We start from the raw sequence: 14,507 nt of genomic DNA on the forward strand, positions 1-14,507 counted from the left end.
TGGAATTTTGTAGCAGGAAGTTGTCGTTTCATCACGAAAGAAACAGATAAGAATATGATCATAGGTCCATCGGTTGGAATTTAGTAGACGTCATACATATGAAACACTCATGACAGTAAAGTTGATCTACAATGCTTTTTGAAAAAAATGAAATCGTGTCTTTAGTAGTATACGACATTTGATGGGCTGACATCATAGGATGACTTTGAACATGTTTGGTTTAGGTAAGCTTGAAGCCATGATAGAAGAAAGTGAGGATATCTACCTTGAGTACATTGGAAGTGTTTCGTCAGTTTTTGGTTGACCATTATCCTGCGTTACAAGATGAACTTTGGCTAAAAGATGTTGATACCCTTCGAATCTCTCCTATTCTTCATCCTTTTCTGAAAAGCAAGCTGCCAGAGGGGATCGAAAAATTCACTTGTGTCCTATTCACGCAGCAGACAGATCAAACGGCTGCACCGCTCAAAGTATACCTTCTATTAGATGAATATGAGCAATCACTTTATGCCATTGATTTGATGAATGAACAAATAGTGCTTCATTAATACAGAAGCAAAAAGCTGCTTGAGAGCTCCTCAGCAGCTTTTTTTGATATACATTAGTCGATCATATCAACCAATCTTGAGTGCAAGTTGTCCAATTCTTTCTTTGTTGGAAAAGAGCTGATCAGTAGCGTAGATTGTCCGAATTGAAGAGGCAGCTCAGTATCGGTCACAATCATATCGATCCCAAGTTCCTCCATCGTGACATCATTTAATGTATTCTCTGGACTTGTGAAAATGTGAATGAGAGGAGGTACGCTTAATTTAATTAAATCCGCAATAAACAAACTATGATAATAGCCTAATGTTGAAATAACAAAAATGTTCAGCGTGTTTCTCCGTTCCATTTCCAGATGAACAAGTCCTCTCCAGGAAGACGTAATCATACGAATCAATTCCCGTTCATTTCTCACAAAAGGACCGAGGATATCGTCTGTTTTTAACTCTTGGATGATATGAGTAATCCTCGAATAGAAATAAGGAAACTGTTTTTTCACCTCTGATAAATAGCTCGATTTCTTTTTGAAAAGGAATCCATCTCTCACGGTAATTTCATTGGAATACACATAATATTGGAGAAGAACGAGTGTCATCACCTTGCGATTCGCTATTTCTTGATGAAAAATCGACTCCAATTGGTTGATAAATGAATGAATGGCATCATAAAGTCGTGGTGTATGTGACTGGAAGAACGTCAATTTTTCTTCGACAGTTTCGATTGATTTAAAGTGTCCAATAGCTGGTTCGATCAATAGCAAGAAGACAAATTCATGATGATCCAGCGTCACATCAAATACGTCTTTGGTCATTCGGCAAATATGCTCTTCCCATGTTTTGATTTGATCATAGATCCCTTTGGCTGCAGAAGTTTGTTTTTCCTCTTTCATTGAGTACGTATATTTACGGCTTATTGTGAAATTTTTCCTCATTCGGTGAATGGAAACGGCGAACCACAGGCAGTATTTATCTATCGCCACATCTGGTACATTGACTTCGATCACCTGAAATAGCTCTTGTAATAAATCAACTGCATCTTGCTTTTGAATTTCATCGAATGGCCAAAGCCGGCTTCCATACACTTCAAACAAAAATTCAACAAAGAATTGACGAATCTCCTTCTCATTTCCATGGAACTGCATACTATCTGGGCGTAACTCAATGTCATAAGAGACAAGAATCGAATTGATTTTATGAATGGTGTTATACAATGTGGATCTACTGATATTAAGCGTGTCCATCCATTCATAGAAAGACCTGTTTTGTTCGAAAAAAATGCCGTCAATTAATCGAATTTCAATCGTATCTTTTAAAATTTCTTTGATATAGTAGTCCACTCGTATTGTCTGTGTATAACAAATGGATATGCCTTGTCTCGGCTTTATGTGGATTAACGGCTCACCGTTCTCTGTTTTGAACGATTTCATTTGTTCTAAATCGCTTTGAATGGCACGAACCGAACCGATATGTTCATTCGATATCTCTTGAAGGCTCCACCACTTATTTTTGGATACAAGCAGTTTTAAAATGTTTATCCATCTCTTTGATTTATTATCAATGAGCTCCATCAAACAACTAACTCCTTCCTTTGGCTTGCCTCTATATTATGAAGTTCACTTAAAGAACATTTGATTCTCAAAATAGGCATGAAATGATTGTAATGTTTAGGCTAAATCGTTTTGTCTTCACTTTTCATGATAAAAGAGAAAAAAATTAGACGAAAACAAATGTTATGCCCTGATTCTCCATATTTTTCATTTAAAAGGTGATAAGTAAGCCATGAATCCTATAAAAATGGATCATTTTAGATATTATGTTTATTTTTTTGCTGTTGAAACGGTAAATGTAAGAATAAAACGCAGCAGCTTTTTGATTACCATATGAAAGGGAGTAGAAAGGAATGCGATCTATATGATGCTGAACTGTCTCACCTTACATACCATATGATACATGCTTGTTTCATATGAACGAACCATATGTGAATACATGCTTATATATGCATGTACACATCATTTATTGTTCATTCCAGTATAAATAGAAAAATTCACTTTTATTCTTTTATGATCTCTTTCACTATTCCCCATTTCTATAGACCTCTACCTAGTTATTATATCCACTACTCATGTTTCCCTTTCAAGCTCATGATTGATCAACTCATTTTATTCATAGGGTCTTAAGGTGCAAATTTTTAGAAAATATTTGATCAGAAGCGGAGTGATTGATCTGACAGTATACAAATGATTTTTTTATCATTGTTGAAAATTAATTTTAGAAAAGGGTGGATGTATTGAAAAGAATATTGTCATTGGCTCTCATCGCGGTGTTAGTCATACAGTCTAGTATATTAGGAATCTTGCCTTTAGCAGGGGCACAAGCAAAAGAAAGCCAAGAAAACATTTATGGAGATATTGAGTTTGCTGATAGCGAAGGAAACAAGTTATCAAACATGGAAGACCAGCAAGTCAGAAAGGCAATTGTCCATTGGTCGATAAAAGGAATGGATCTAAAAAAGCAACATCCCTATGTTCTCTCTCTTCCTTCAGCCATACAGGTAGAGAAGGAGCAGAAGGAACCCATTACTGTGGGTGACATACTTGTTGGTGAGTATACCGTTTCAAAACAAAATGAAGTAACGGTCATATTTAAAGAAGATGTTGAGCTTGATCCAAATTTAGAAGGATCAATAGACATCGATGTCACCAGTATACCTGAGCCAAAAGAGAAAACAAAGCAAAACGAGCGTGAAGAAAGCCTTCCTAAAGATGACTCAACCTCATCTGAAAAAGACGCTAAGAATCAAGAAGCCGCTCAAACGAAACAAAGTGATGAAGATGAATTACTAAAAAACAAAGTGAGCGTATCTAAGCGTGTAGGGCTGCAAAGTGTTTCAAAACAAATGCAGATACAAGAAAATCTTCTCACTGATGCGAAATTAATTTTTGAAGATCAAGAAGGAAATTCAATTGATAAGCCTGACATCAACTCGCTTATTTCCATTAACTATGAGTGGGCGATCCCAAATGGTCATAGCTATAATGGCGGGGATGAATTCCATTTCAAGGTTCCAGAGGAATTAGTCATTTACGAAAAGATCGATCGTCTCGAGATGAAATTTAATCAGGCAACCATTGGTTATTTTTCTGTAGATGAAAACGGAAATGCCTCCATCGAATTCACTGATTTTATCAAACAATATTCAAATATCCATGGAACACTTCAAGTGTGGACGCAATTAGATCAAAAAACAGTCATTACTGAAGAAAAAGAAGTAGTCATTACCCCGATTGAAGGCAAAGATACGATATCGATCCCGATTCAATACATTCCAAATGGTCCAAACGTCTCTAAAAAGGGAGAACCAAATCGATCTTACAATGCTGAAACCATTCAATGGACAGTCGATTTTAATATGGACTTAGACGATGTGAAACAAGCGAGACTTTTAGATCCGATTCAAGAAGGTCAAGCGTTAAAAAAAGATTCAATCAAGCTTTATCGTGTTGATACAAAGCTAAATGGTGAAACATCGCTTGGTCAGCTGCTTGACGAAAACCACTACACAATTGGCCAAACAGCAGATGGTCAAGATTTCACGATTGAATTTAAAGATGACGTGCATCTAGCTTACCGTTTAATGTATGAAACGGACATTACGAATCAAGATCAGTCTGCGTTTCGTAATAAAGCATCCCTTGTCTCTGCTGATAAAGTGATTAGTTCAGCAGAAGGAACAGTAAATGTGACAAGAGGCAGTCCTTTAGATAAAAAAGCCGCCCAATACGACCCAGTCACACAAACAATTACGTGGGAAATTCGTTATAACTATAACGAAAAAAAGATTGCTGAAAAGGATGCTTTGTTAGAAGACTTCTTTAATGGCACACAGGCGCTGATTTCTGATTCATTTCAAGTCAAGGAAGTCACAATTGATCAGGATGGCAAAGAATCAGGGACAAAAGCGTTTGGAAATTATGTGGTTCAACCTCAAAAAAAGGATGAACAAAACGGGTTTACCTTGCAATTCAATCAAGATATTCAATCGGCTTATCTCATCACATATCAAACAAAAGCAACCGAGCGGATTTTTGAAGCTGAAGACATTATCAATACTGTAACAGCTGGCAAAGAGAACAAACAAGGGAAGCAAAGAATTGACCAGCAAATCTTAACGAAAAATCATGGAACACCGAATTACAAGAACAAGACCATTCCATGGCGTATCACCTTCAACAAAGATCAACAAACCATGAACAACGTGATATTAAAAGATACGTTTACAAACGAAGGATTGACGCTGCAAAAAGATAGTTTAAAAGTGACGACAGGTAATACAGTGCTTGAAGAAGGCACAGATTATCAAATAGTTGAACATGCAAATGGATTTGATATTCAATTTACGAAAGAAATTAAGACAGAACATACCGTCACATATACAACGTCTTTTGATTATGAAAAAAGAGCAGATAAAGATCAAAAGAACCTGCGTAACCATGTAAAGCTTGAATGGGTAAATGAAGATGGCAAGGATTTGACGAAGGAAAATCAATCTGTCTTCACGCCTGACACATACACACAGTCAAATGGGTTCAAGAACGGAACCTATGATGCAAAGAAAAAAGAGATCACATGGAATATCGGTGTGAACTATAACTTGAAACATTTAGAAGAGGCGAAAATCGAGGATTTCATTCAAGGAAATCAGCGTTTGCTTAAAGATTCAATCACCATCTACTCGCTTGATTTACAAGGCGGGGAAAATGGAGCGGAAGAAAAAGAGGTATTAGCGAAAGAACATTATGACATCAAATTCCTTGAAAATGAAAAAGGAGAATCAGGCTTCGAAGTCATTTTCAAACATGCCATTGATTCCCCATACAAAATCACGTATCAAACAAGTGTTGAAGGAATGGATTTAGTACAGAAAACCTACGAAAATAAAGCGATCCTTTATGATGGAAAGACGAAAGAATCAGACGTGAATGCTGAGGTGTCCATTCCAAATGGAGGGAAATACACGAGCAAATCAGGAAATCAACAAGGGAAAGTCATTGATTGGAAACTGAATATTAACTTTGGTCAATCAACAGTCCAAGATGCGACGATTATAGACCATCCAAGCAGTAACCAAGCGATAATAGAAAACTCATTTCATCTCTATTCGACGACAATAGATGAAAAGGGGCAAGTGACCAAAAAGGAAGAGCTGGAAAAAGGGAAGGATTATGAACTAGACCTTGAATTCGATCCAGATTCTTTTCAAATCAAATTTAAAGAAGAAATCACGAGACCATATATTTTAGAATACCAATCTCTCATTTTAGATAAGGTGGGAAGTACACTTCAAAACGAAGTAACGTTTAGAGGTGAAAATGTAAAAGAAATCAAAAAGGAATCCGAAGCCTCAATTGTGGTCAAACGCACTGCTGGCATGGGAGATGGCACAGGAGCGATTGGCGCTTTAACCATTAATAAAGTAGATGCGAGTAGTGGAAAAGCGCTAAAAGGAGCAAGCTTTTCTTTGACAGATGCTGCGAGCGGTATCGTCATTGGAACAAAGACAACAGATGAAGAAGGAGCTCTTCGATTTGATCGTCTTCTATATGGTGACTATATCGTGACAGAAGAGAAAGCACCTGATGGTTATATTAAGACGAAGGAACCAATCAATGTAACGATTGATCAGCCCTACGAATCAGGAGATCAAGCGAAAACAGGAAATAGCATGACGGTGCAGAACCAAGAAATCCGCCAGCATGTCAAGTTAACGAAAAAAGACAAAGAGACGGGTGCGGTATTAGAGAATGCAGAATTTGAACTAAAAAATGAATCTGGAGATACCGTCCAAACCCATTTGAAAACGGACGAAAAAGGAGAAATCCTTTTCAAACATCTTGAGCCAGGTTCCTATTATTTTGTTGAGACAAACGCACCGAAAGGCTATCAATTAAATCAGCAAAAATGGCCGTTCACAATCAAAGAAAATCAAACAGAAACAACGATTGTAACTGCAGTAAATGACATCATCAAAGGCTCTGCTGAATTGAGCAAAATAGGTGAAGGCGGAGAGAGACTAGAAGGTGCACAGTTCAAGCTCTTAGATCAAGACGGGCATGAGCTAAATGGTTCGCTTGTCACAGGAGAAAATGGCAAGATCACGATAAACGAACTAAGACCGGGTACGTATCAGCTCATTGAAACAAAAGCACCTGATGGTTATGTATTAGATGAAACACCAATCAAATTTGAAGTACCACTCGATCCAACAGAACCAGTCATCATTTCACAAAAGAACCTATATGAAACAAGTGCATTAGAAGTGATGAAAGAAGGGGAAGATGGTAAGAAGCTTCAAGGTGTTCGATTTGAAATCACGGATCAAAATGACGAGGTTGTACGTAAAGATTTGACAACAGATGAAGATGGGAAGCTTTTGGTCGATAACCTCAAACCGGGCAAATATCAGCTCGTAGAGACAGAGAGTATTGATGGTTATCAAAAGAAAAATAAACCTTATCCGTTTACCATCGAAATCGCACAAAAAACACCGGCAGAGATCAAAGTGATCAATGATCTCAAAACTGGAGCTGTCCAGCTCACGAAGCTTGGTGAAAAGAATGAAGCGCTTGAAGGAGCAGAATTCAAGCTTGTAGATGCAAATGGAAAAGAGATGAAAATAGGTCTCGTCACTGATCAGAACGGGGAAATCATCGTCAACGATCTTAAACCTGGAACCTATCAGTTTGTTGAAACGAAGGCTCCATTCGGTCATGAGCTTGACGAAACACCTGTCACTTTTGCTATTCCATTTAACCCTGAGAAGCTGGTTAGTGTGACAAAAGAAAATAGCCGCACAACAGGCGGAGTGCTGTTACACAAAAAAGGCGAAGATGGGAAATCATTAGAAGGGGTTGTCTTTGATCTATCTGATACCAAAGGAAAGATAGTGGCAGGAGGAGAAGGGATTACAACCAATCAGGATGGAAAAATCACCTTCACAGGTCTAAAACCTGGAACCTATCAATTTGTTGAAAGAAAGAGTCTTGAAGGCTATGAATTGAGTGCGAAACCACTTGTCTTTCAAGTTGAATTAGGTCAAAAAGAATTGATTCAAGTGGAGGCCATCAATCAGCTCAAGAAAGGTTCTGTAGAACTAACAAAAATAGGGGAAGAAAAAGAAAGATTGAAAGGAGCAGAATTTACACTTTTCAATGACGATGGTAAAGAATTGATGTCAGGTTTAACAACCAACGAGAAAGGCATCATCACTGTCAACGATTTGAAACCAGGCGCTTACCAATTGGTTGAAACGAAGGCTCCTTTCGGACATAAACTTGATGCAGAACCAGTAGACTTTAAGATTGATTTCAATCCAAATCAACTGGTAAAAGTGACAAAAGAAAATATTCGGACGACAAGTGCTGTGAAGCTTCAGAAAAAAGGGGAGGATGGTCAGTTGCTCGCTGGCGTGACCTTTGACCTGATTGATGCGCACGATCAGCGTGTGAAGAAAGACTTAAAGACAGACAAAAACGGTCAACTAACAGTCGATCAACTGAAGCCAGGAACCTATCAATTTGTCGAAACAGCAAGCATTGCCGGCTATGAATTGGATCAGACACCTGTCTCATTTACGATCCGTTTAGGTCAAGACAAACCAGCAAAAGTAGAAATGATCAACAAACTGACGCCGGGGGCAGTGGAACTGACCAAAGTGGATGATGAGGGACATACGCTCGAACATGCAGAGTTTGCTCTTCTGAGTAAAGAAGGGAAAACGTTGAAGAAATCACTTGTAACCGACCAAAAAGGAAAGCTTCGCATCAACGATCTAAAACCGGGAGAATATCAATTCGTTGAAACGAAAGCACCTCATGGCTATCAATTAGATAATAAGCCAATCCTGTTTACAATTGAGAAAAATCAGCAGAAGCCACTTCAATTAACAGCGAAGAATCACTTGATCTTAGGAAGTCTGCGTATCATAAAGGTAGACCAGCAGACAGATAGAACTTTAAAAGGTGCAGCCTTTGACATTCGTACAAAAGCCGGGAAAACCATAAAATCTGTGACAACAGGAAAAGACGGAGAAGCCATTGTCAAAGGGCTTAAACCTGGTGAATATACACTCACAGAGACGAAAGCTCCAAATGGTTATGTAGCTTTAAAGAAACCACTCGCTTTTACAATTCAAATGGGCGAAATGGAGATCAAGACAATGATTGTGAAAAATGCTTCAGTGAAGAATGAAGAGGACCACACGAATCCTCCAGCCTCACCTAAAGGGGATCAACATCCACCTCATGACTCAAACGGTGAGCTGCCAAAGACTGGAGAAGAATGGCTGCGTTATATGATGTATGCAGGGATTTTACTAGTAGTTTCTGGAACTGTTCTTCTTGTTCTTAGAAGAAGAACCATTCAGTAAAAGGAAGGAACGAGTGTATTGATGAAAAAAAGAACCTTATTAGGCAGCTTTTTGGTGGTCGCGGGGCTAATCCTCATCTCCGTTCCTTTTATATATGAGTGGCGAACTTCTCAAGAGACAGCAGCAATGGAACAGGCATTAAAGATGATTGAAGAAAATGACAGTGATGCCCTTTCTTCTATTCCACATCTCACTGTGTCAGAAGAAGACCTTCGAGATGTGATGGAGCTAGAGATCCCGTCAATTGATTTAAACGAAAAAGTGCTTCCTGTTACATCAAAAGAAAATTTAGGTATTGCACTGACTCAGATCAAATCTCATCAAATGCCAGGTGAAGGGAATTTCACGATTGCAGGCCATAGAGGATATAGAGGCGATCGGCTTTTCAGGCAGCTGCCAGAGGTGCCGAAAGGAGAAAAAGTCGTCTTACATCATCAAGCTGAAACATATGAATACAAAATTGTCAGCTCAGCTACGATTGAACCGACGGATGTTGATGTACTAAAGGATCGCGGGAAAAATGAACTGACATTGATCACTTGTACTCTTGATGGTCAGAAACGATTTGTCTTAAAAGGAATACGAATCAATGCTTCAAAGGGTGAGCAACCGTCGGATGTATAACATCAACATAATAGATGATGGGTACAATGGAAGAGCAGCGTGGACGACCGACATGTTACACCAAATGTTATCAGAGCATTATCCAACATTAAAAAACGAACGTTGGGATGTTGATGTAGATACAATTCGGACTTCGCCTATTCTTCATCCTATATTGAAAAAAAAGCTTCCAATTGGTATCGAAAAATTCACCTGTGTTTTGTTCACGCAGCAGACAGCAGCTTTTGGAGAACCTTTGATTGTGTACTTTTTATTAGATGAAAAAGGCGAATCGATTTACGCAATGGATCTCTTGCTCGAGCAGCAAGATACCCATTAAACGAGAAATGAAAAAGGAAGGTGCTTTGACTCCCTTCCTTTTTTGTTATTCAATTACGCAAATAACTTCAGCCCAACGACGCCAATCACAATCAGCAGCAAGCTGAGGATACGAATCATGTTTTTCGGCTCTTTAAATAGAATCATATTAAACAAGACAGAGCCCGCCGTCCCAAGTCCAATCCAGACCGTATAGGCAACGGATACTTGAACGGAAGAGAACGAGGCGTATAAAAACAAAAAGGATAGGGCAAATCCGCCGACAAATAAAATGCCTGTCGTGATTTGCTTTTTCTTACTAAACATATTGAGACCAATGGTTCCGCCGATTTCGCAGGCAGAGGCTAACAGTACAAAAAACCAGCCCATGTTATACCGCTTCTCCTTTCTGCTCATGTGCATCTCCATCAGACACTTTCAGTCCAATAATGCCGAGAATTAAAATGCCCATAAACAAGAGCTTTTCTAATGAAAAAGAACCGCCGAACAGCGCGTAATCCATCAAAGACGTACCAATCGTTCCAACTCCGGCAAACACGGCGTACACGGTCCCTGTCGGCAGCTTCTCGCAGGCTTTCATTAAAAAATAAAAATCAACCGGGATCAGGCAAATAATGATCGCCCACTCCCACACCGCATCAGCTCTATTTAAACCAAACACCCAAAGTAATTCGAATAAACAAGTGAGTGCGACATACATCCAGCTTTTTTTCATCGTATTTCCTCCTAAAACTTAAAACTGACGATTCGTCATTTTGAAACCAAAAGAGAACGTACAGCAAGTGCTGTACTAAGTTAAGGTGTCTCTATGCCAAGTGCGTAAAGAAGAAATTGTTTCACTTCTCGCTTTTGAATCAGAACCTCTTCTGTATCAGTTTCTGTAAATAAGTACATTTGCTCAGCAGACGATTCAAGTAAACCGATAATGAATTTAGCTGCATATTGACAGTTCAAATTCGCACGGACCCTTTTGTCCTGCTTTGCTTTTTCTAAAAAAGCAGCGACCCATTTGTAAATCGGCTCATAAATATCTTCCCATTCCTTTAAATGCTCCGTGGCAGCTAAGCCTGAGTAGGTCAGAGCAAGGACGTCACGGTATTGTCTTGTAAAAGAGAAGATGAATTCAACAAGCGCATCTGCTTGATCGAGGACATCCGCATGCTGAGTCAATTCCTTTTCAATAGCTGGGACCATCTGCGAGATGAGATGTTCTGCGATAGCAGGCATGACAGACAGCTTTGAAGGAAAATATAGATAGTATGTTCCTTGCGCCACTCCTGCTGCTTTCACAATATCCGAAATGGTCGTCTTTTCGATTCCTTTTTCTTTAAACGAGTCAATGGCAGCAAGCATAATCTTTTCTCGTTTCGACACATCATCACCGACCTTAAATGACTGAATGTCAGTCAGTTTAACGAAAAACTGACGATTTGTCAATATGGGTGTCTCGTTATTGAATAGGAGAATAAGTGATGAATAGATGCGGGCAGGCCTGAATAAGCTGTAAATATGGTCAAGCATCATGTGAGAAAGGGGCAGCTCTCCGTATGACATTCAATGCGATGTTTTCTATTGCTTATTTTCTCTTGCTCGTCCCGCTCTATCTACATATGAGATACAGACAGGCGAAAAAGCAAAAACGATTTATCTATTTACGAACAGAAATCGTTCTTGCCTGTCTGTTTATGTATACGAATGTTTTATTGTATTTGACGGTCTTTCCAAATCGTTTTTCCGCACCAAGGGATCAGGTGAGTGTCAACCTCATGCCTTTGCAGTCCATTTATCAAAATCTCCATGCCTATCATCACGGCTATCCCAATCTTGTTTTTTTAAATTTGGCAGGGAACATTTTGTTATTTGTGCCACTTGGTTTTTTTCTCTATCAAGCATTCCGAACCATGCGCTGGCAAAAGGCGATTCTTGCTGGCTTTTTCTTGTCAACCATGATTGAAGTGCTTCAATGGGTTTTCTCGCAATCTGGTATGATTACAAGAAGCAGCGATATTGATGATATTCTCTTAAATACACTCGGCACAGCGCTAGGTTGTATGTTGTATCGGATGTATCGACGAAGGAAGGAGAAAATCAAGTGAAGCGAGTATGTATCATTCCATGTGGGGCGAAGAAAATTTGGGACGTCCATCCAGAAGCAGGGAGCCAGCCGGCGAACCTCGTTTATTTAAGTCCGCTGCATCAGCATACGAAAAGCTATGCCCAAACGTTCTTTTCAGACTGGCTGATCATATCAGCGAAGCATGGATTCTTAAAAGCAGATGAAATCATTCATGAAAATTATGATGTGGCTTTTGGTACACCGCATGCTGATCAGATGACAAGAGAAGCACTAAGTGAGCAATTTCATGAAAAACATCTCACTGCATATGATGAACTAGTGATACTAGGTGGAAAGAAATATCGAAAGGTGATCGATCCTTTATTACTTCCTCATCAAACAGCGATTTATCCGCTAGCTCCATATAAAGGAATTGGCTATATGCTTCAGGCATTAAAGCAAGCCGTTGAGACAAAAGTAGAACTTCCGCCGCATATTTAACGTATTCACATCTACCGGTAAGCAGGGTTTTGATCATTAAAAAGAGAATGAATGAAGTAGCGATGCTGATTGTTTCATATCTTTTCAGCAGCCACTTGGATGTCCGCATCGCTTATAAAAGTGGCTATATGAACAAGGGGGCGTATGAACATGACAACCATCTATTTAGCTGGTGATTCAACCGTTGCATCTTACCCGGATCGTCCTGTTCAAGGAGGATGGGGAGAGTTTTTACATCGCTATACAGCGCAAGGCGTGAGCGTCGACAACCGCGCAATCGGTGGAAGAAGCTCAAAAACATTCATTGAAGAAGGACGGCTTGATAAAATATTGGCTGACATTCAGCCTGGGGATTGGCTGCTTACACAAATGGGGCACAATGATGCTTCAACGGAGAAGCCTGAACGGCATACAGACCCTTTCACGACGTATAAAAGCTATTTGTCTCAATATATTCACGGAGCAAGAGCAAAAGGAGCTACACCGCTTTTATTAACGCCAGTCGGCCGCTTTCATGAAAAAGACGGAGAATATATCAATGATTTCCCTGATTACTGTGCCGCTATGAAAGAACTAGCTGATGAAGAAGAAGTCCTTCTTGTTGATTTAAATACGGCAAGCCTTCAGTTTTATCAAATTTCCGGCATTGAGAAAACGACTTCTTACTTTATGCTGTCAACAGGCGTAGAGGATCGCACGCACTTTACAAAAGAAGGAGCAGATGCGATTGCAAGACTTGTTTCGCTTGAATTAAAGGACCTTGGATTAACGATTGTGTGATGGATGACAGGACGAGAAAGTGCTCGTCCTGTTCTTTTTTTGCAGAAAGCTATTGATTCCCTTCACCAGAGTAGACTACAATAGGTACATATGATAATGAGAATCAATATCACTTATAAATAGATCAATCGATGAAAAACTGGAGGGACTCAAATGACAGATCAACTTGAATTGTTTGACGTTACCATTATTGGCGGCGGTCCAGCAGGAATGTACACCGCCTTTTATAGTGGGATGCGGGATTTAAAGACGAAGGTACTGGAGTATAACGAAAGCCTTGGCGGGAAAATCCTACTGTATCCTGAAAAGGTCATTTGGGATGTAGGCGGATTAGTGCCGACAAGAGGAGAGCAATTGATTAAACAGCTTGAACAGCAAGCCAAAACATTTGAACCTGTCATTGCATTAAATCAAAAAATAACAGACTTTCATCGCTTAGAAGATGGAAATATATTGATTACGTCCGAAAATGGTGATCGTCATTTAACCAAAACCTTGATTCTGGCAATGGGGCATGGTATTCCAGTTCAAAGAAAGCTGGAGGTTGAAAATGCAGATCGCTATGAAGTAACAAACCTTTATTATACGGTTCAGGAGCTCAAAACCTTCGCTGGAAAAAGAGTCGTCATCTCTGGGGGCGGCGATTCTGCGGTGGATTGGGCAAATGCCCTTGTGCCAATTGCGAAAAGTGTCACTGTTATACACCGCAGAGATATGTTTGGTGGTCATGAAAAAAACGTGGCGAATATGAAAGCTTCAAGTGCACGTATTTTAACTCCACATGAATTAACTGACCTACATGGTAACGGAAAAGAAATCGAAGCTGTCACTGTTCAGCATTTAGAAACAGGTGAAAAAGAACGTATTGAAACAGACGCAGTCATTGTCAACCACGGCATGAAAGGCGATTTAAGTGTTCTTGCAGAATGGGGATTAAAGCAAGGTGAATGGGGGCTCATTGAAGTGAATGAGCAGATGGAGACCAATTTACCAGGTGTGTATGCAGTAGGTGATTTATGTACACATAAAAGCAAGGTCCGCTTGATTGCAGGAACGTTTGTAGATGGTGTGAACGCACTAAATAGTGCGAAATTATATATCGAACCAGATGCGGAGAAAGTGGCGTATGTATCTTCTCATAATGAACGGTTTAAGGAAAAAAACAAAGAATTGCTAGCAGCCGGTGCGGATCGCTAAAAAAAACAAAACAAGAAGGGTGGTGCCGCAACGGCATCACCTTTTTTATCGCTGAAAGGAGGTA

General features: G+C 39.5%; 12 protein-coding genes. 8 read left to right on the forward strand and 4 right to left on the reverse strand.

Annotated features, from left to right (window positions below; translation table 11 throughout):
- Nucleotides 1-266 precede the first annotated feature (266 nt).
- The gene (locus tag MHI33_RS04575) at nucleotides 267-548 is read left to right on the forward strand and encodes a hypothetical protein (RefSeq protein WP_003217864.1); all 282 of its coding nucleotides are present in this window, start codon (nucleotides 267-269) and stop codon (nucleotides 546-548) included.
- 53 nt (nucleotides 549-601) lie between these two features.
- Here the strand turns inward: MHI33_RS04575 and MHI33_RS04580 are convergent, their stop codons facing one another.
- Nucleotides 602-2,110 (reverse strand): helix-turn-helix domain-containing protein, encoded by a 1,509-nt coding sequence (locus tag MHI33_RS04580; protein WP_044139715.1) that lies wholly within the window; start codon nucleotides 2,108-2,110, stop codon nucleotides 602-604.
- A gap of 710 nt (nucleotides 2,111-2,820) precedes the next feature.
- On the opposite strand from MHI33_RS04580, the gene MHI33_RS04585 reads away from it, so the two are divergent.
- Genes MHI33_RS04585 through MHI33_RS04595 form a run of 3 tightly spaced genes read left to right on the forward strand, consistent with a single transcriptional unit; the run spans nucleotide 2,821 to nucleotide 9,910 of the window.
- A complete protein-coding gene (locus tag MHI33_RS04585) occupies nucleotides 2,821-8,967 on the forward strand; it encodes a SpaA isopeptide-forming pilin-related protein (protein ID WP_340909492.1) in 6,147 nt (2,048 codons plus the stop codon).
- A 21-nt stretch (nucleotides 8,968-8,988) separates the two neighbouring features.
- Nucleotides 8,989-9,591 (forward strand): class D sortase, encoded by a 603-nt coding sequence (locus tag MHI33_RS04590; protein ID WP_106066759.1) that lies wholly within the window; start codon nucleotides 8,989-8,991, stop codon nucleotides 9,589-9,591.
- Nucleotides 9,584-9,910: a hypothetical protein gene (locus MHI33_RS04595; protein WP_044139713.1), complete on the forward strand. Its 327-nt coding sequence runs from the start codon at nucleotides 9,584-9,586 to the stop codon at nucleotides 9,908-9,910. Before MHI33_RS04590 ends, MHI33_RS04595 begins: the two co-directional genes overlap by 8 nt.
- A gap of 53 nt (nucleotides 9,911-9,963) precedes the next feature.
- On the opposite strand, the gene MHI33_RS04600 is transcribed toward MHI33_RS04595, so the two are convergent.
- The 3 genes from MHI33_RS04600 to MHI33_RS04610 form a co-directional block, all read right to left on the reverse strand.
- Entirely contained in the window at nucleotides 9,964-10,278 is a 315-nt protein-coding gene (locus tag MHI33_RS04600; RefSeq protein WP_003217878.1) for a DMT family transporter, read from the reverse strand.
- 1 nt (nucleotide 10,279) lies between these two features.
- A complete protein-coding gene (locus tag MHI33_RS04605) occupies nucleotides 10,280-10,624 on the reverse strand; it encodes a DMT family transporter (protein WP_003217798.1) in 345 nt (114 codons plus the stop codon).
- An 80-nt stretch (nucleotides 10,625-10,704) separates the two neighbouring features.
- Nucleotides 10,705-11,283 (reverse strand): TetR family transcriptional regulator, encoded by a 579-nt coding sequence (locus tag MHI33_RS04610; RefSeq protein ID WP_340913780.1) that lies wholly within the window; start codon nucleotides 11,281-11,283, stop codon nucleotides 10,705-10,707.
- A gap of 173 nt (nucleotides 11,284-11,456) precedes the next feature.
- On the opposite strand from MHI33_RS04610, the gene MHI33_RS04615 reads away from it, so the two are divergent.
- The 4 genes from MHI33_RS04615 (at nucleotide 11,457) to MHI33_RS04630 (ending at nucleotide 14,443) form a co-directional block, all read left to right on the forward strand.
- Nucleotides 11,457-12,005 (forward strand): VanZ family protein, encoded by a 549-nt coding sequence (locus tag MHI33_RS04615; protein WP_044139712.1) that lies wholly within the window; start codon nucleotides 11,457-11,459, stop codon nucleotides 12,003-12,005.
- Complete coding sequence (locus tag MHI33_RS04620; RefSeq protein WP_044139711.1) at nucleotides 12,002-12,466, forward strand: DUF6884 domain-containing protein; 465 nt, start codon at nucleotides 12,002-12,004, stop codon at nucleotides 12,464-12,466. Before MHI33_RS04615 ends, MHI33_RS04620 begins: the two co-directional genes overlap by 4 nt.
- Nucleotides 12,467-12,616: 150 nt before the next feature.
- Nucleotides 12,617-13,246: a rhamnogalacturonan acetylesterase gene (locus MHI33_RS04625; protein WP_003217853.1), complete on the forward strand. Its 630-nt coding sequence runs from the start codon at nucleotides 12,617-12,619 to the stop codon at nucleotides 13,244-13,246.
- 153 nt (nucleotides 13,247-13,399) lie between these two features.
- The gene (locus MHI33_RS04630) at nucleotides 13,400-14,443 is read left to right on the forward strand and encodes an NAD(P)/FAD-dependent oxidoreductase (RefSeq protein ID WP_044139710.1); all 1,044 of its coding nucleotides are present in this window, start codon (nucleotides 13,400-13,402) and stop codon (nucleotides 14,441-14,443) included.
- Nucleotides 14,444-14,507 lie beyond the last annotated feature (64 nt).

The sequence above is a fragment of the Bacillus sp. FSL K6-2971 genome (assembly GCF_038006405.1).
GTDB classification, from domain to species: domain Bacteria; phylum Bacillota; class Bacilli; order Bacillales; family Bacillaceae; genus Bacillus; species Bacillus pumilus.

Coding starts and splice junctions, on each gene's coding strand:
- MHI33_RS04580 (WP_044139715.1), bottom strand. CDS start 2,110: ATGGAGCTCATTGATAATAAATCAAAGAGATGGATAAACATTTTAAAA.
- MHI33_RS04590 (WP_106066759.1), top strand. CDS start 8,989: ATGAAAAAAAGAACCTTATTAGGCAGCTTTTTGGTGGTCGCGGGGCTA.
- MHI33_RS04595 (WP_044139713.1), top strand. CDS start 9,584: ATGTATAACATCAACATAATAGATGATGGGTACAATGGAAGAGCAGCG.
- MHI33_RS04600 (WP_003217878.1), bottom strand. CDS start 10,278: ATGGGCTGGTTTTTTGTACTGTTAGCCTCTGCCTGCGAAATCGGCGGA.
- MHI33_RS04605 (WP_003217798.1), bottom strand. CDS start 10,624: ATGAAAAAAAGCTGGATGTATGTCGCACTCACTTGTTTATTCGAATTA.
- MHI33_RS04615 (WP_044139712.1), top strand. CDS start 11,457: ATGACATTCAATGCGATGTTTTCTATTGCTTATTTTCTCTTGCTCGTC.
- MHI33_RS04625 (WP_003217853.1), top strand. CDS start 12,617: ATGACAACCATCTATTTAGCTGGTGATTCAACCGTTGCATCTTACCCG.
- MHI33_RS04630 (WP_044139710.1), top strand. CDS start 13,400: ATGACAGATCAACTTGAATTGTTTGACGTTACCATTATTGGCGGCGGT.